Origin of the sequence: Psychrobacter sp. TB20-MNA-CIBAN-0197 (assembly GCF_040309765.1) — a bacterium.
Classification (GTDB): domain Bacteria; phylum Pseudomonadota; class Gammaproteobacteria; order Pseudomonadales; family Moraxellaceae; genus Psychrobacter; species Psychrobacter submarinus.
Genome location: NZ_JBEOPC010000039.1, coordinates 1 through 18,679, shown reverse-complemented (window position 1 = coordinate 18,679; position 18,679 = coordinate 1). Strand labels below are relative to the sequence as shown.

Annotated in this window: 9 protein-coding genes and 1 pseudogene; 6 read left to right on the top strand and 4 right to left on the bottom strand. The window is 45.0% G+C overall.

The features are described 5' to 3' along the window. Positions 1–165: 165 nt before the first annotated feature. On the top strand, positions 166–1,704 hold the full coding sequence (locus tag AAEY83_RS11435; protein ID WP_025644298.1) for an exonuclease SbcCD subunit D C-terminal domain-containing protein: 1,539 nt from the start codon (positions 166–168) through the stop codon (positions 1,702–1,704). Between the two features lie 70 nt (positions 1,705–1,774). After that, on the top strand, positions 1,775–5,695 hold the full coding sequence (locus tag AAEY83_RS11430) for an AAA family ATPase (RefSeq protein ID WP_025644297.1): 3,921 nt from the start codon (positions 1,775–1,777) through the stop codon (positions 5,693–5,695). A gap of 252 nt (positions 5,696–5,947) precedes the next feature. Here the strand turns inward: AAEY83_RS11430 and AAEY83_RS11425 are convergent, their stop codons facing one another. Beyond that, on the bottom strand, positions 5,948–10,783 hold the full coding sequence (locus AAEY83_RS11425; RefSeq protein ID WP_025644296.1) for an NAD-glutamate dehydrogenase: 4,836 nt from the start codon (positions 10,781–10,783) through the stop codon (positions 5,948–5,950). Between the two features lie 497 nt (positions 10,784–11,280). On the opposite strand from AAEY83_RS11425, the gene purD reads away from it, so the two are divergent. Further along, positions 11,281–12,624 (top strand): phosphoribosylamine--glycine ligase, encoded by a 1,344-nt coding sequence (gene purD, locus AAEY83_RS11420; RefSeq protein ID WP_025644294.1) that lies wholly within the window; start codon positions 11,281–11,283, stop codon positions 12,622–12,624. Between the two features lie 166 nt (positions 12,625–12,790). Beyond that, a complete protein-coding gene (locus AAEY83_RS11415; protein ID WP_025644292.1) occupies positions 12,791–14,185 on the top strand; it encodes an ABC1 kinase family protein in 1,395 nt (464 codons plus the stop codon). Between the two features lie 158 nt (positions 14,186–14,343). On the opposite strand, the gene AAEY83_RS11410 is transcribed toward AAEY83_RS11415, so the two are convergent. Next, positions 14,344–15,006: a class I SAM-dependent methyltransferase gene (locus tag AAEY83_RS11410; protein ID WP_025644290.1), complete on the bottom strand. Its 663-nt coding sequence runs from the start codon at positions 15,004–15,006 to the stop codon at positions 14,344–14,346. Positions 15,007–15,220: 214 nt separating this feature from the next. Between AAEY83_RS11410 and AAEY83_RS11405 the strand changes: the two genes are divergently transcribed. Both AAEY83_RS11405 and AAEY83_RS11400 read left to right on the top strand, forming a co-directional pair. Next, positions 15,221–15,412, top strand: coding sequence for a DNA gyrase inhibitor YacG (locus AAEY83_RS11405; protein WP_025644288.1), 192 nt, complete (start codon positions 15,221–15,223; stop codon positions 15,410–15,412). Between the two features lie 107 nt (positions 15,413–15,519). Beyond that, the gene (locus AAEY83_RS11400) at positions 15,520–16,701 is read left to right on the top strand and encodes an aspartate aminotransferase family protein (RefSeq protein ID WP_025644286.1); all 1,182 of its coding nucleotides are present in this window, start codon (positions 15,520–15,522) and stop codon (positions 16,699–16,701) included. A 140-nt stretch (positions 16,702–16,841) separates the two neighbouring features. Here AAEY83_RS11400 and AAEY83_RS11395 read toward each other — a convergent pair whose 3' ends face one another. After that, on the bottom strand, positions 16,842–17,741 hold the full coding sequence (locus AAEY83_RS11395; protein ID WP_025644284.1) for a LysR family transcriptional regulator: 900 nt from the start codon (positions 17,739–17,741) through the stop codon (positions 16,842–16,844). A 222-nt stretch (positions 17,742–17,963) separates the two neighbouring features. Then, positions 17,964–18,679: pseudogene (locus AAEY83_RS11390) on the bottom strand (DNA polymerase III subunit gamma/tau); the annotation flags it as partial.

The following is an 18,679-nucleotide window of genomic DNA, read 5'->3' as shown; positions in this document are numbered from 1 at the left end:
CTTTAATCATTTATTAAGGTGGCTTTTTCGTTTTCCTAATTCTCTCAGTCTTAATAGACGGTTATTTTAGTTCATATTAGACCCTTCTAATCATTCAAGCACAGCAAACCTCAGCAATTCTTGCTAGAATAAAACCCTTTTTATTTATTGCTATTAAGCCTACCTATGTCCGCAGCTGATATTGTTAAAAACCCCGTTAAGCCGCTTACAATCCTGCATACCTCAGACTGGCATTTGGGGCGCAGACTGTATGGGCGAATGCGTTATGAAGAGTTTGAAGCTTTTCTAGCTTGGCTTGAGACGACCATCAGCGCGCAAAATGTCGATGTGCTTATCGTTGCCGGTGATATCTTTGACACCATGACGCCAAGCAATCGGGCGCAAGCTCTGTATTATGAATTTTTGGGCAAAGTCTCAACTTTATGCTGTGAGCATATTGTCATCGTCGCCGGCAATCACGACTCCCCAACCTTTCTCGATGCGCCAAGCCAAGTGCTCAAATTCTTAAACGTGCATGTCATCGGCACTGCTTGTGAGGACTTAAACGATGAGGTGTTAATATTAGATGATAACGACGGTAATCCGCATTGCATCATTGCCGCCGTGCCCTATCTGCGCGATCGTGATGTGCGTAGCAGCAGTGCTGGCGAGTCAGCTGATAGCAAAGATACTAATGTTGTTAAAGGCATTCGCGCGCACTACGATGAGGTCGCAAGCTTAGCCAAAGCCGCACAACAATCATTGTGCGAGAGACATCAGCGCCATATTCCTATCATCGCAACCGGTCATCTATTCGCAGCTGGTAGCAAAACCACTGAAGATGATGGCGTCCGCGATCTTTATGTCGGTAACCTCGGTCAAATATCAGCTGAGATGTTCGATGAGAGCTTCGATTATGTCGCGCTTGGGCATTTGCATGTGCCGCAGCGCGTTGGCGGACAAGAGCATATTCGCTATTCAGGCTCGCCTATCGCCATGGGCTTTGGTGAAGCCCGTCAGCAAAAGCAAGTGCTACTCGTGCAGTTTGGCGCAGGGTTGGATAGATCTATTATAGAGCCGCAAACACAAGAACCAACTCATTTGTTAGCAGAGGTCACAGTAGAACCGGTTCAAAAAGTCACTAAAAAAGCGTCCACACTTAACCATGATTTGTTTGCCGATGATCTTTTTGGTTTTGAGGATACAGACATTACGGACAATAAAGAAGATGCTCCTATTTCATCAGAAAATAATGAAATAAATGCAAACCAATCCCCACCTAATGATTATAAAGTCCTATATTCAGATGACAACAGTCATATGCAAGTCGTCTCGCTAGCTATTCCTTGCTTTCAAAAACTCGCGCAAATATCAGGCGATTTGGCCACTATTGCTAATACCATCAAAGACTTAAACCCAACGGAGTCGATATGGCTTGAGATTATTTATGATGGTGAGGACATTGTCACTGAGCTGCGTGAAGAAGTCGCTGCTATGATAGAAGGGTTGTCTTGTGAAGTATTAAAGATAAGAAATACACGCACTTATAATAAAGTGCTGAATCAAGAACAAAGCACTGAGACGCTGCAAGACCTAAATGAGCAAGATGTGTTTGAGCGCTGCCTTACGGTTAATGACGTGCCAGAGGAGCAAAAAGAATCATTATTAGACGCTTATCAGCAAATCTTGCATACGATTTATCATGATGATAGTCGGGCTGAATAAATAGCTAAATTTCTAAAAAACATCATCCATATTTTAAAATTTTGAACCATCCAAATCATAAGACTTGCTCATGCGCCTCATCGAACTGCGACTCAAAAACCTCAACTCACTCAAAGGCGAATGGCACATCGATTTCGCTGATTCTGCTTTTATTAACGAAGGCATCTTTGCCATCACCGGACAGACCGGTGCGGGCAAAACCACGATTTTAGATGCGATTTGTTTAGCGCTTTATGGCGAAACGCCAAGGATTAATAGCATTAGTAAAAGCAGTAATGAGGTGATGACTCGGCAAACAGCAGAGTGCTTTGCCGAGGTAGTCATTGATCTCAATGGTGTCCAATACCGCTGCCGCTGGGGTCAGCGCCGCGCTTATGGTAAGCCTGATGGTAATTTGCAGGACGCAACTCACGAGATAGCCTTGGTTAATACTCAAACTGACAATGAGAATAGTGACGATGAGATTTTAGAGAGTAAGCTATCACGTACTAAAGAGAAGATCGTAGCGCTTACGCGCATGGATTTTGAGCAGTTCACGCGCTCCATTTTGCTCGCGCAAGGCAGTTTTTCCGCTTTCTTAAAGGCCAAAGCGGACGCGCGCGCCGATATTTTAGAAAAGATTACAGGCACGGATATTTACGCGACGATATCGACTCATGTCTTTGAAAAGAAGCGCTCTGAGGAAGAGGTTTTAAGCAAACTACAGTATGGCTTGGATGGCTTGATTTTATTGACTACTGAAGAAGAAGCGCACATTTATGAGGAGTTAACAACGTATCAAGCAGCACAAGCCAAACAGCAACAACAGTATCAGCAAATAAGTGAGCAGATTCAGTGGTTAGAGGCGGTTGACGAGCTGCAAGGCAGGCTTGCCGCTTACCAAAGCGACTTAACTCAAGCTGAACAAGCAAAACAAGACTTCACCTCTGATGCGAAGCGCTTAGAGGCTGCGATAAAAGCGCTGGAGTTAGAGAGTCAGTTCGGTCAACTCAGTCGCAGTCGTGACACTGTGCAGCGCTTGTCCGACGAGCAGCAAACAGTAGCAGCAAAACTACCTACGCAACAGTCTGACTTACAGCAACTGCAAACTCAGCTTGACAGCATTGATCAAAACTATAAGCAGGCCCAACAAGCACTACAAGAGGGCTTGCCTAAAATCGCTAAAACCCGCGAGCTGGATGCAAGTATCAAGCAGCACAGCTATAGTCTAAATGATAGCCGCCAACGTCAAGAGTCGCTATCCGCTAATGTGCAGCGCTTAACGCAAGACATAACATCGCATCAAACCCTAGCTGCGCAAAGTGAGTCGCAGCTGGCGAGTACGGTAGAGTATCTAGAGACGCATAGCGAGCTTAATGATATCGATACTGACATAGCCACTTTTGAGAATAGCGGTCGCAGGCTTAAAACGTTACTGCAAGACAATATGACTCTAGCGGAGCAAAAAAAGGCTCTAGCGGAGCAAACCCAGCAGTACCAGCTAGACAAAGCCAAGCTTATATCACAGCAAGAGGCGCAAGAGACCTCAATTGCAGCGACTCAAAAACAATTTAATGAGTTACTACAGCAACAGCAGCAAGTGCTTGCGACCACATCATTGGCGGATCAGCGAGCTGAACAGCAGCAGATTGAACATATCATCAGTCAAATTGAGCCACTGCTATATAGCAATCAGCAGCTAAGCACGCTCACCTCTCAAATCAAAAACCTGCAATCATCGCAGCCTAGTATCAGTGACACCTTAGCGACTCTCAAAGCATCCATCGCTGATACTGAAGAAGCGATTAAAGTAGCCAAGGATAAGCGCCTAGAAAAGCAGACGCAGTTGACGCTACTCCAAAAAGTTGCGAGCCTTGAGCACTACATTGATGAGTTAGAAAACGGTCAGCCCTGCCCGCTTTGTGGCGCTTTAGAACATCCGAATGCGAATCGTACAACGGCAGATGGGCCTTCACAAATTTCAATCACTGAGCAGCAGCTCACCGACAGTAACTCAGTAATAGAAGATTTAGAGAGTGAGCTGTCACAGTATAAAATTGCCTTCGCGACTACGACCAATCAGTCGAAGGAGGAGCAACGGCATATAGTAGCCTTGATTGCTCAAGCCACTAAGCTTAGCGGCGATATTCAAGAGATGAGCAATAGCATAACGACTGACAATGAAAACTATAGTCATGCCATGTTAACTAACATCGAAGCGCTTAATGAGATTAGTCCGCTTATTGAAACGCTGAAACAGAGTCTACATTCTAAAACGGTAAACGCTGAACTCATTAATACGATCACTGAGCTATGCCATCAAGCCAAACAGCAATTGCTTGAATATAAAGAGAGAGTAAAAAAGTCTGTAACCGATTACGAGATTCTGAACGACTCCATAGCGAAGGTTGAAAAAGAATTAGCGCTTTTTGAGAAACAGCAGTATCAGCTGGCAAGCGAAATCAGCTTGCTCGATAATGATAATAAGCTCAATCAGCAAAGGCTTGATGGCTTGCAAGACAATACTAAAGCTCATTTTACCGAGCTACAAACACTTATCGCGGATGTGATCAGTATTATTAATAAATACACTGCTAGTCACTGGGCGTCTGAGCAAACTCAGCAAACAGGCCTTGAGATTCAGCTGTTACGATCGAGTATCGATGAGCAAACCGTATTAAATAATGTACAGATCGAGCAGCAGTTAGCGGTTCTGCGTCAGCATCGCACTCATATGCTGGAGTTAAAACAGAAATACAATCAAGAAAAGCAGCGGCAGCAAACCCTAACGACTGAGCTGAGTCGCTTAACTACTCAGATTGAGACCAAACAATCACAGTTAGATAAAGAGAGCACTGAGCTTGACGATTTAAGCCAGTCTATTGCCGAGCAGATAAAAGCTATCGCCGAATTACAGCAAGACAGACAAACCCTATTTGCTGATAAAAATGTCGATGCAGAGGAAGATCGGTTACGTTTAGACTTTGAACAAGCCAAAACCGCGCAGTCCTCGGTACAAAGGCACATCGATAGTGCTCAGCAGCTATTGCAAATAGCCAAGCAGCAGCAGACACGACTTTCAAGTGAGTTGTTGGCTGCAAAAAACACCTTAGAGGATCAAGAAGACATCTTTCAAGAGGCGCTAGCGAGCTCTGACTTTGCTATTGAGACGGACTTTGTCAGCGCGCGCCTATCGCAGCATGAGCGCAGCCACTTAAGCGAGCAGCAGCAGCAAATCGACTATCAGTTAAAGCAAGCAAAATCCCTACTGCAGCAGACCGAACAAGCACTTGCAGACAAACAAGATAATCCGCTCACCTTAAAGAGAAAAGACAGTCTGTTAGATGAGCAGCAGCAAGCACAAAGCGAGTCTAATCGACTAATAGAGTCGATCGGCGCGATGACGCAAAAGCTCAAAGATAACGAAGATAAAAAAGGCAGTCAGCAATCCCAGCTCAAAGCCATCGCTGAGCAAAAAAAGAATCTACAAGTTTGGCGTCAGTTAAATGAGCTGATAGGCTCGAGTAGCGGTAAAAAGTTCCGGGCGTTCGCGCAGGGCCTGACCTTTGATATTATGGTCAATCACGCCAACACCCAACTACACAAGATGAGTGATCGTTATTTGCTGGCGCGTGATGATAACAGTCCGCTTGAGCTCAATGTAATAGACAACTATCAAGGTGGCGAGATTCGCAGTACCAAGAATCTCTCAGGCGGAGAAGGCTTTATTATCAGTCTTGCTCTAGCCTTAGGTCTATCGAAGATGGCCAGTCAGAATATCCGCGTCGATTCATTGTTTTTGGATGAAGGTTTTGGTACGCTAGATGAAGAGTCGCTTGACATTGCGCTAGATACGCTAACAAGCTTGCAACAAGAAGGCAAGTTGATCGGCGTCATCTCTCATGTACAAGCGCTAAAAGAAAGGATTTTGACGCAGATTCAAGTCAAAAAACTATCCGGCGGTTTTAGCCAAATTACTGGCCAAGGCTGTTATCATATTGCAAGCTCCTAATAAAAAAGAGAATAAAATGGCTATGGTTATTAACAAAATTGCTCAGGTGTCTAGACCAATATCGCCAATAACGAAACCTCGCCATTTGCTACCGGTCACAGTTTTTGTAGTAGCTGCGATAGCAACGATGCTGATTTTTATCTCTTTATAAGCATCTGGTTGTAGTTCTCGTTAAATAACCAAACACTATTTATTAAAAAGCCACCGCTCATAAGCGGTGGCTTTTTTCTATACCATTGATGATTTGATTGTTTATTTACTGACTAGACTGCTCAGCTCGCTCATCAGCACTGACAGCGTGGACAGACTAATAACGCTATCATTGTTATCTAGCTTTTGCATCTCAGTTGTGACAGCGCTGAGTGCATTCTCATGACGTGACATCCACTCGTCAAAAGCGCCTTTGGCATCAGGCTCTGACAACAGCGCATTCATAAGCAGACGCAAACTACGTGTCAGCTCATTGACGAGCGCGTGGCGGGCACGGCGATCCCAGTAGTCTTGCTGCGGCAGAGTGGCGATATGATCCATCATCCAATCAAACTGTAGCACTTGATAAGCTTCAAAGTACAAGGATGCGATATCTTCTACTGAACGCTCATATTTTTCAGCGAGTAAGGCAGTATCTAAGGCATCAACATGATAAGGCAAGATAGCAAATAACGCCGCATCATTGTCCTCAAGGCCATCAGCGGTGAGGCTTTCCGTATCGTCTTGTAGATACTGAGCAAACTGCTGCTCAATAAAGCCGTTTGATTTGGTGAGCTGTGCGACGCTATTGCCAAAACGCTCGATCATATCAGCCACTTGCAGATCTTGTCCAAAGGCATTGATAAACCACACTACGCCGCCCTCTAAGGCATCACGTAAGCGCAGCTCAAGCTTTAATAACAGCTTGGCATCGACTTTATTATCAAGCGATTCAAGCAGTTGCCATACTGTTTTTACCTCGAACACTTCACGAGTAATCGCATAAGCACGAATGATAGTGGCGAGCGTCTGCCCTGTTTCTTCGAAGAGACGGAACAGTGCCTCGATACCCAAACGATTGACCACGCTGTTGGTCAGATAAGTGCTGATAATCTCGCGGTTTAGACGATGCTCTGTCATCTCATCGAAGAAACGTCCGACCAGCTCATCAGGGAAGTACTTACGCAACTCATTGACGAAATATGGCGCATCAGGCAAGTCCGATAATAGCAGATGATCATAGACCCACATTTTGCCATAAGCCATAACCACTGCTAGTTCAGGATTGGTCAGACCGGTATTGACTTTTTGCCGTTTGGCAATCTCTTCATCAGAGGGTAGATATTCAATCGCTCTATCAAGACGACCTTCAGACTCTAACAGCTGAATGAAGCGTTGATGATCACTCAGATTATCAGCGGCGCGTATTTGACTGAGCTCAAGCGCTTGTGGCTGAAGATAGTTTTGACGCAATACCAACTGCGCTACGGTATCAGTCATCGACTCTAACAGCTCGTTGCGCTGCTTTAAGGTCATATCGCCTTGCTCAACCACTTTACCGAGCAAGATTTTGATATTCACTTCATGATCCGAGCAGTTGACGCCGCCTGAGTTGTCGATAGCGTCAGTATAGATGCGCCCGCCCGTCTGCGCGTATTCGATACGTCCTTGCTGAGTGAAGCCTAAGTTACCGCCTTCACCGACTACTGCAGCGCGCAGCTCTCCGCCATCGACTCGCACGGCATCATTAGCGCGGTCGCCGACATCGGCATGACTCTCATTAGCGCTTTTGACATAAGTGCCGATACCGCCGTTCCAAATGAGATCGACTGGTGCTCGTAGTAAGGCACTGATAAAGTCATTAGGCGCTAAGCTATCGTCTTCAATAGCGAATATCGCTTTCATCTCAGGGGTGATGGCGATGGTTTTATCGGTACGCGCAAACACCCCGCCGCCGGCACTTATGAGCGACTTGTCGTAGTCATCCCAAGTCGAGCGCGGCGTATTAAATAAACGCTCTCGCTCGGCATAAGAGCTTTGGGGATCAGGGCTTGGATCGACAAAGATATGCAAGTGGTTAAAGGCGGCGACAAGCTTAGTATGTTTTGATTGCAGCATACCGTTACCGAAGACGTCACCACTCATATCACCGATACCAACTACCGTAAAGTCGTCGCGGTTTTGGATGTCTTGACCTAGCATACGGAAGTGGCGTTTGACCGACTCCCAGCCGCCGCGTGCCGTAATGCCCATTGCCTTGTGATCGTAACCGACTGAGCCGCCTGAAGCAAAAGCATCATCAAGCCAAAAGTTATATTCGCTAGATAGCGCGTTGGCGATATCAGAGAAGCTGGCGGTACCTTTATCAGCCGCCACTACTAAATACGGATCATCGTCATCATGACGAACAGTATTGGCTGGCGGGACAATTTGCCCATCAACGATGTTATCAGTGACGTCTAACATCCCGCGCAAAAAGGTCTGGTAGCAAGCGATACCCTCAGCTTGAAAAGCTTCGCGGCCATCTGCCATCGTTTTGGTCTTAACGATAAAGCCGCCTTTCGAGCCTACTGGTACGATAACTGCGTTTTTGACCATTTGGGCTTTGACCAGTCCAAGCACTTCAGTACGAAAATCCTCCATGCGATCCGACCAACGTAGACCGCCGCGGGCAACTTTACCGCCGCGTAGATGTACCGCCTCGACTCTTGGTGAATAGACAAATATCTCATACATCGGCTTCGGCTTCGGCAGATTAGGGATATCTGCCGCGAAAAACTTGAACGACACTCTATCTTTGCGTCCGCCCTCGCTATCGACCTGATAAAAGTTCGTACGAACCATAGCGTTGATTAAGTCTAAGTACCAACGCAGGATGCGATCTTCATCCAATCTATCAACTGCAGCCAAGTCCTCAAGGATGTTTTGCTGAATTTGCGCGGTTTTTTCCTTGCGGCTGTCCTCACTGTGCCTAGGATTCATACGCGCATCAAAGAGCTTAACTAAAGCGACACTGATAGCGTTATATTTGACGACGGTCTGCTGAATATAGCTGCTCGAGAATGGCGCTTTCGCCTGACGCATGTAACTTGAAAGCGCCCGTAAAACAACGACATCATAGGTATCTAACTCGGTAATGAGCACGAGCTCATTAAAGGGATCGCTCTCCACTCTCCCCGTCCATATTTGCTGCAGGCTATCTTCAAACTGATCGCGGACTACGCGCATATCGACGGTATCGACATGCTCGAGCGTCAGCTCATACTCTTGCATCCAGATTGGCTGCTCAGGTAGATCAAACTCATAAGTTTGAGCGGAGACTACCGATACACCAAAATTCTCTAGTACGGGTAATACCTTTGATAAAATAACAGGCTGCTGATGGCCATAAAGTTTTAGATGCAGCTGATTGCTGGCATCGCCAGTAGACTGATATAAATGCCAAATCATTGGCTCATCATCTGTCATGCTGATCAGACGCTGCAAGCGTTTAGTGTCCTCAACCGCGGTACGCGCATCAAAACGCTCTTGATAAGCAGCTGGTATAAACGCTAGAAATTGGCGCATGAGCGCATTGGCTTGTTGCTCACCGACGTTATCGAGTAGCATTTTTTGATAATGATCGCTCCATGACTGCATCAATCCGGTGAGCTCTGCTTCTAAATCGCTAGTATTAACCTCATTAACTTGTCCTGGGATTGTGCGAACATGCACATGAACGCGGGCATGATCGGATTCATTAAACTCAGTGGTAAACCCAGATGAGGTGCCACCATAAGCTTCTTTTAGCACATTTTGTACTTTAATCCGTAGCTCAGTATTGAACTTGTCTCTTGGAATATAGACTAGGCAAGAGACAAAGCGCTGATAGTGATCGACGCGGCTAAATAGACGTAGGCTCTTTTTATCTTGCAGTTGTGAGATGCCTGTCACCATCGGATACAGCTCTTCGACGCTGGCTTGAAACAAGTCGTCGCGCGGTAAGGTGTTGATGATATGAGTCATCTTATGATAGGCGTGACCGTCTTTAGGAATGGAGGTCATTGCCATGATTTTATTGGCTTTTTCGCGCAGTAGTGGAATGTTGTTGACTGTTAGTTGATACGCTTGTGAGGTCAATAGGCCGATGAAGCGGTACTCACCAATGAGTTTGCCTTGACTATCGAACTTATGAATACCCAAAAAATCCATATAGACCGGACGATGAACAGGTGAGACGTGGCTTGATTTTGATAGCATTAGTACCCTCGGGCCTGTTAGCAGCTTTTTGAGCTCTGTTGGCAATTGGCTAAAACTCTCCGACAAGCTATCTTCACTACTGCCGCGTAATAAGCCAAGGCCGCTGTTACCAATAGAGTATAGATTCAAATCCTCATTATTAACCTCATTCATCCCCTCTTTTTCTAAGCGATACTCTCGGTAGCCTAAAAATATAAAATTATCATCTAATATCCAATCCAAAAAGGCTTGAATCTCTTGCTGCGAGTAAAACACCTCAGGCAAAGTCTGTTTTGATAGCTCGTTTTTTATCTGCGTTAGGCGCTCATGCATGTGCTGCCAGTCGCCAACTACCGTATCTAGTGTATCCACCTTCTCTAGCAGCATTTGTTGTAGATCCGCCAATTCGCTATCGTCTTGATAAGCAATTTCGCATTGGATCAGTGATAGATGCGAGGTTGCGCTCTCAGTGGCGCTATCGATTTGAGTAATATGACCGTCGTCATCGCGCTCTACACTTATGATCGTATTGTAGGTGCGGTGTACGTTTATGCCTTGAGCCTCAAGACTCATCAAGATAGTATCCACCAGAAAGGGGCGATCATAGGCAACCATCTGAATGATGGTATGGGAGCTATGAAAATGCTGCTCTTCGGCAATAGGGTTTAGTATTTTTAATTGCGGTTTGTCACCTTTATAAGCCTTCAACAAGATAAAGTGGTGTAGTGCCATGCCGGCTAGATCGACATTGTCAATCTGATCAGCGATTTCGTGATGCAAAGTGCGATAGTAGCTTTGCATAAACGGCTCTACCAGTGACTTATCCTTTTGCACATAACTTGTGGCAATGTCACTGATTTGGCTAATATCCTCTTTACTGATACTCAAAGAGTTTGGCATAGCGTTTTCCTTATTATAGATTTTGTTTATCACGGTGTTTTTCGGTTTTATGTATTTTGAGCCAGTATGGTTGAATACGGCTAACGACTCAGAATGAGTAATGACGTTACTGTCTTTATTAAAGCGCTTATTTAGTGAAGTGTAACGCACCTATGCGCTCAGCTGTAGCGTTCAACATTATTTCATGCATTAAGCAGTCGTTAATAACCTTTGCTAATGAGACCACTGAGCTTAAAGTCAAGACTGAAAGATGAGCCAGTCACTACTTACTATTAGCGCTCAGCAGAGTTTATTTTTGCGTTCGCGGTGGGTTTTATACTCATAACAATTCATACAAATTATTTGTTAGAATACGCCATAGTAAATGAGGCGGGCTTGCAGAGTTATACATAAGCCATGATGCTTGATCGTCATTAAGAACTGACAATAACAACACTCAATAAACGCATTCAATAAACAACATAGTCGATTAAATCGATATAAAGGTGAAACGTATGATGAAGGTTTTGGTAATAGGTGCCGGTGGACGTGAGCATGCATTGGCTTGGCAGTGTGCCAAAGATAACAATGTTGAGACCGTTTATGTCGCACCAGGTAATGCAGGCACGGCGCTGGAGCCTAAATGCCAAAATATCGTTTTGGATAATAAAGACACTGATAATGAGCACAGCGCCGTTATAGAGTTTTGTCAATATAATGATATCGATATCGTCATCGTTGGCCCTGAGGCGCCTTTAGTGACTGGTATAATCGATGCTTGCCGCAAGGCAGGCGTGCAAGCTTGGGGGCCGACTGCTTATTGCGCGCAGCTAGAGGGCTCAAAGACCTTTGCCAAAGAGTTTATGCAAAACAACAATATTCCGACGGCAGCTTACCAAGGCTTCACGGATGCAGCCAGTGCCAAAGCTTATGTCGACGAACAAGGCGCGCCTATCGTTATCAAAGCCGATGGCCTTGCCGCAGGTAAAGGCGTTATCGTCGCTGAGACTACTGAGCAGGCCCATGTAGCTATTGATGATATGCTAGCTGATAATAAGTTTGGCGATGCCGGTAGCCGCGTGGTTATTGAGCAATTTTTGCAAGGCGAAGAAGCCAGCTTTATTTGTATGATTGATGGCGACAACATTTTGCCGATGGCCACTAGCCAAGATCATAAACGTGCCTTTGAAGGTGATACCGGCCCGAACACTGGTGGTATGGGCGCTTACTCTCCTGCACCGGTCGTCACCGATGAGGTCCATAACAAAGTTATAACGCAGGTCATTCAGCCGGTCGTTGATGCGATGAATGCCGCTGGCCACCCTTATACTGGTTTTTTATATGCAGGTTTAATGATTGATGATGCAGGCGACCCTTACGTCATTGAATTCAACTGCCGTTTTGGCGATCCAGAGACGCAGCCTATCCTGATGCGCTTGCAATCATCAATAGTAGATTTAGTGACAGCAGGGCTAGCAGGTCAGCTACCAAAAGAGGCGAATTGGGATGAGCGCCCTGCTCTAGGTATCGTTATCGCCTCAAAAGGCTATCCAGAAACGTCATCCAAAGGCGATGTAATATCAGGCCTACCTGAGCTTGACGATCAGCAGTCTGTAAAAGTATTTCATGCGGGGACTGATTTTACTAAAGAAGTAGAAAATTTAGATATCAATATCAATACTCAAAGTCATAGCGATAAAGAAATTGTCACGAATGGCGGTCGTGTTGTTTGTGTGACTTCGCTCGCTGATAGCATCTTAAATGCACAACAAGCAGCATTGAGCGTCGCAGGCGCTATTAGCTTTGAGGGTGCACATTATCGCCGTGATATTGGTTATCAAGCGATTGCTCGCGAAGACTAAAGCTAGCTCAAAATAAACAATAAATGCTTGCTGGGAAGTGGCCACACCCTTATTGTCGGCAAGGTTGTGCTGCTGTGATACAATTTTGTGCACTCGTAAGGTTTTTGACTTGCATTCATAGCGGCGCACCCACAAATCATTATTAACCTAGTGAATGATTATATTTATGGCAAATGATGTGTATAAACCTACTAATAATAAGCAGTCAATTGATAACCTAAAAACCTCTGGGTTTGAGCGTCGGATGTCTATTGCTAAGACTTCTTTGAATATTGGTCGCCGCTGGGCAGGTAATAGTGTGTCTGGCATGTTTTTGGGTAAAGAAGCTCGCTCGGCGCGCAACCAAGTGTTTATGGAAGCACAAGCTAACTATGTGGCAGAAGAGCTTGGTAAGCTTAAGGGTTCAGTAGTCAAGATCGGACAGATGCTAGCTTTGTATGGTGAGCATATTCTACCTCCTGAGATTACTCGCGCGCTACAAACCTTAAACGACGATACAGCAACCTTAGCATGGCCAGGAATTGAGCTAACTTTACGCCGTACTTTAGGCGAAAAGTTCAATGAGCTTGATATCGATCAAGTGCCTATTGGTACCGCTTCCCTCGCCCAAGTACATCGCGCTACCATAAAAGCGACTGGCGAAGAGGTGGTATTAAAGATTCAGTATCCAGGCGTTGCCGATGCTATCGACTCAGACTTAGCGCTATTCAAACGCTTGCTAAAAGTGAGTAATGCCGTACCGCAAACTCGTGCTTTAGATACTTGGTTTGAAGAGATTCGAGATCTACTGCACGTTGAGGTTGATTATAATATCGAAGCGGCGACCACTGAGCGTTTTTATGGGCGGCTACAAGATGACCCGCGTTATGCTGTGCCTAAGATATACCGCGACTTCTCAAGTCAGCGCTTATTATGTATGTCTTATGAGTCCGGCGTTCCAGTGACTTCTGTACGACTAAAAGAGTTATCTGCTGAGCGGCGTAATGCTATAGGCCAAGCAGCTATCGAGATTATGATGCAAGAGATATTTGTATGGGGCGAGATGCAAACCGACCCGAACTTTGGCAATTATCTAGTACGCATTAGCGATAGCATGGATGAGCCTGATAAGCTGGTACTGCTCGACTTTGGAGCCATTCGCCAGTTCGATTATGAGCTATTAACGATTGCTCATGGCTTATTAAAGGCGGGTTATTATCATGATCACCAAGCGATGATGAACGCTATGACAGGCTATGAGTTCTTTGATACCATGAGCCAAAAAGTCAGCTCTGATATTGCTAATATATTTTTATTAGCTACCGAGCCCTTTAGCGATACGGCAAGTAATCCAGACATCCCTACTAAAGTCTTAGATGATAATCAGCGCTATATTTGGTCCAACAGTAAGCTACACTCGCGCATCTCTGCCGCCGCTACTACTGCTATGCAGTCTTTTGAGTTTAATTTGCCACCCAAAGAGTTTATGTTTATTAGCCGTAAGTTTATTGGTGCTTATACTTTTTTAACGGTTTTGGATGCTCATACTGATTCTGATAAACTGGTTAAGCCATTTTTATAGTGCAAAAATAAGCCAGATTTTTGACCGCCCTTTTTTTAGGGGCGGTTTTTTAAGATTTATTATTATTTGCTTAGGCTATTTTATATCTACAATCTATGTGTGACAGCCTCTCCATTGACGCTATCTCTGCTTTTTTCGCCCCCTTTGTGCTAATAAAGTTAGCTCACTTGCCAAGTATCGAACCTAGTTTGATAACCCTTAGGCTTAACCATAGTCAACTGCCAACACGTCTCTTTACGAGCTAGATATTTGATCTCAAAATGCGTACGCTGACTGTTTGCCGGAACCTCTGCTCTTGTGTTGGGTAGACACCACAGCGTGCCGGCCTGCTCTTGTGCATTGGCCATGTACTGCTCTATATTAGTTGCTAACACAATCTTGCCATCGGTTTGCAAGCGTGATAGTAAGAACTCAAAGAACGGCATATTTAACCACTGCTGATTAGGGTTATGCTGCTCAGGATTGGGATAGAGTAAGTATATTTGACTGATACTGTTAGGGGCTATTGCTTGCACTATCCAAGCGATTGCGTCGGCGTGGACAGGAGTAAGGTTTGCTAACTGCTGCGTCTCAGCTATTTTAGAGAAAGCCTCAAACTTATTACGCGTACGTTCAATGGCAATCAAATGTTTATCAGGGTTTTTCTTAGCAAAGCTTAGCGCGTGCATACCCTTCCCTGCCCCGATTTCGATAACGATAGGTGGGCTACTCTTTTGCTTGTTGGTTAGTATCTCAGGTATAACAAAGTTACGCGGTTTTGATAATTTTGTAGGCTGGAAGGGTCTGCTTTGTTTATGTGATAAATGTTTTTCGTTAGTCATTATTTTCTCTTTGTGCGTGATGTATATTTTTCATAATTTCTTTTTTGCTTAGGCTATTTGAGTTCGCTGTATTATGTTATTTCTTGCTTGATTTCTCTTTAGGTTTTTTGCCTCTATTTTTGGCATTTGCGCCTTAGTCTGCGTTGTCTTTTATAAAGCACATGCTATTATAACGGCTGTTATTTATTAAAATCTAAAAAGTTGCCCTGTGCTTATGACTGACACGACTGACACTACCCCACCAAAAAGCTATCCTTGCCCGCGCTGCGGCACCCTCACAGCTTGGCAAGATAATAAATCCAAGCCTTTTTGTAGTGAGCGCTGTAAGCTCATTGACTTAGGCGCTTGGGCCAGTGAAGAATACACTTTACCCGCTGAGTCCACTCCATTTTCTGATGAATTATAACGCTAACGTTTTGTGGTCAGTATGGTAGCACCTAACAATTGAGCCCATTATTATAACAAATCACCCCAGAACCTACCCTCTCACATTTATATTTTAAGGATGTCCGTATGTCAGCGACTTATCTGATGCCTACCTATAATCGTCAACCGATAAGCTTTATGCGCGGGTCAGGCAGTTGGCTCTATACAAAGGACGATACCCCTTATTTAGATGCGCTGACCGGTATTGCCGTTTGTGGTTTAGGCCATTGTCACCCAAAAGTCACCGAAGCCATTCAGCAGCAAGCCGCCACTTTGATGCATACCAGTAACCTATTCGGTATCGATTGGCAAGAGCGCGCGGGTGAAGCGCTGTGTACAGCGGCGCAGATGGATAGCGTGTTCTTTGCTAATAGTGGCGCTGAGGCTAATGAAGCGGCACTGAAAATGGCACGACTTTATGCACATAATAAAGGCTTTAAACGCCCTAAAGTTATCGTCATGGAACACTCCTTTCATGGTCGTACCTTACTATCTTTGTCTGCCACAGCTAATCCAAAGGCACGTGAAGGCTTCTTTACTTTAGATGAGGACTTCATCCGGTTGCCGTTTGGTGATATCGAAGCTATCAGACAAGCCGCTAGCGACAATGACGAGATTTGCGCTATCTTGGTAGAGCCCATTCAAGGTGAAGGCGGCCTTAATACTGCGGCTAACGGCTTTACTTATCTAGAAGAGCTGCAAGCGGTATGTGACGCTCACGATTGGCTCTTTATGCTCGACGAAGTACAAACAGGTAATGGCCGTACTGGCAAATATTTTGCTTATCAGCACAGTAAAGCGCGTCCTGACGTATTAACCACAGCGAAAGGCTTAGGCAATGGTTTTCCGGTAGGTGCTTGCTTGGTACGTGGCCGAGCTAAAGACTTATTCGGTGCAGGCAGCCATGGCTCTACTTACGGCGGTACTCCGCTAGCAAGCCGCGTCGTCCATAGCGTGTACGAGGTGTTATCTGATAGCGGCGTAATGGACAACGCTGTGTTTGAAGGTCAGTTTATTCGCGACAGCTTAGCTAGTGAGTTGCAGCAATACGGTGTTACCACGCGCGGCGCCGGCACGATGATCGGTATCGTTTTGCCAGAAGATACGGATTGTAGTCAACTGGTTAATCTTGCTCGCGATGAGCAGCAGCTTATCATCAACGTCACTGGCGGTCATGTCATTCGTTTACTGCCGCCACTCAACATCAGCCGTTGTGAAAGCACGCAAGTGGTTGAGCGTCTGCATAATTTATTAAAACCGCGACTTTAACGCTAAGCTTTTATTGAAACCTTAAAAAACAGAATTAAAAAAAAGCCTTTAGATGACATAGCTCTAAAGGCTTTTTAACTCTATAAGCGTACTAATTAAACGAGATGGCATAGTTAAAATGATAAGCCATTCAAAGCCTATTAACTGGCATGAAAGTACTTTTTTAATACCTCTAAGCAGCGAGTAATTTTGGCAGGCTGCTGTTCGCGATTCAAGGTCACCGCGTACAGTACAAAACTTGGTAATTGATAGCCAGTTAATACTTCTACTAAGTTACCGTTTTCAAGCTCACGCTTAACATCCATCTCCATAATTCTGATGATACCATGACCCTCTTTTGCCAAAGTTAGTGCCATAAAAACGTTATTGGTATGAATACGCGAGTCCATTTTGATACGCGTTTTTTTACTGGTTTCTGTTTTTGATAGCTCAACATAGCTTGCATCTTGCATAATATCGATACAGATGAGCTGATGATCGGCTAAATCTTTTGGGCTCTCTATTTTTTTGTGCTGACGCAAGTATTGCGGTGAGGCCACTAGTAGCTGACGCACATCTGATAAAGGGTGACTGCTCAGCGCAGAGTTATCGATACTTGGGCTCATACGCACAGCGATATCGATGCGCTCATCAATCATATCCACATAGCGGTTATCTGCTAGATAGGTAATACTCAAATCATCGTGAGCTGCCATCCAAGTCGATAACGCCGGCAATATATGGTGCACGCCAAGCTCAGGCGTGGTCGCAATACGCAAGCTACCAGCCAGCTCATCGCGTAATTGATTGACCTTGATACGGCCTTGCTCAGCGGCACTCACGACATCTTTTGCTGACTCGTAAAAGCTCTCGCCCGCCTCCGTTAAGCTCAGCTTACGAGTAGATCGATGTAGTAGCACTACGCCCAGCTCATTTTCCAAAGAACGTATCTGTTGGCTGACGGCACTAGTGGTAATCCCAAGCTCCCGAGCTGAACCACTAAAAGAGCCGTGCTCGACCACACTCGCGAACACAGCCATACCGCGCAAATTATCTAACATATTGTCACCTAAACTCTTTTTTAATTTTTAATATAACTTAACCATTATAACTAATTAAAAAAACTTTACCTATCTTTAATATATCTAAAGCGTACACTTAATGAGTCGCATATTTTGATAATATGCTATATATCGATAAAATAGCATTTAGCACATTGACTAAGTTATCTTTATTTATTGAGCTTGTCTCTTGATGAGAATCATATCAGTGTATCTTCCAACTTAGGTGAGCTTCACCTTACCCATTTTGCCTTCGCCGCGCTCAGTCAAATAGCGCATCACTGGCGACGCTAATAGTAGCTCTTGTGCGCTTTGTGCTGCTTGCTCCAGTCGTAACTTCTGGCGACTTTCAGGCGTCTTGTCTGCAGTTTTCTGGGCACTATCGTCTATCTCTAAACTGATATCTGCTTGCGTAAACTGTTGTTTCAACGTCGCCGCCAGCTGCTGAAAAGTAGCTTGCAAATGCTTACTATCAATACTAGTCACAAAAGCAGATGGACCATCACACAGACCCGTCATCATACCTTGACGAGCTAAAGCGAGCTCATCTGAGGCTAGAATACCCTCTTCGCGCGCCGTCTGTAACCAGTAGTCCCACTTCTCAGGCGTCCACTCGCCGACTAATTCTTGCGGTGCACAGCGCAATAATGCTCTAGGATCATCGACTGCTAAATGAGAGGAATGTTGAATATTTTGCGAGCTGGTTTGTTGTAAGCCTTCAGTAGCTTCAAGATTAGCGCTAGGCTGTAGCTGGGCAGCAGCCTGACTCTCTTTTTCAGCAGCAGTTACTGACGAATCACTAATCTCAACCGCTGCGTTATCGAACCCTTGTTCCTGATCATGTGTTGATTGAATTTCAGGTTCAGGTTCAGGTTCAGGTTCAGGTTCAGGTTCAGGTTCAGGTTCAGGTTCAGGTTCAGGTTCAGGTTCAGGTTCAG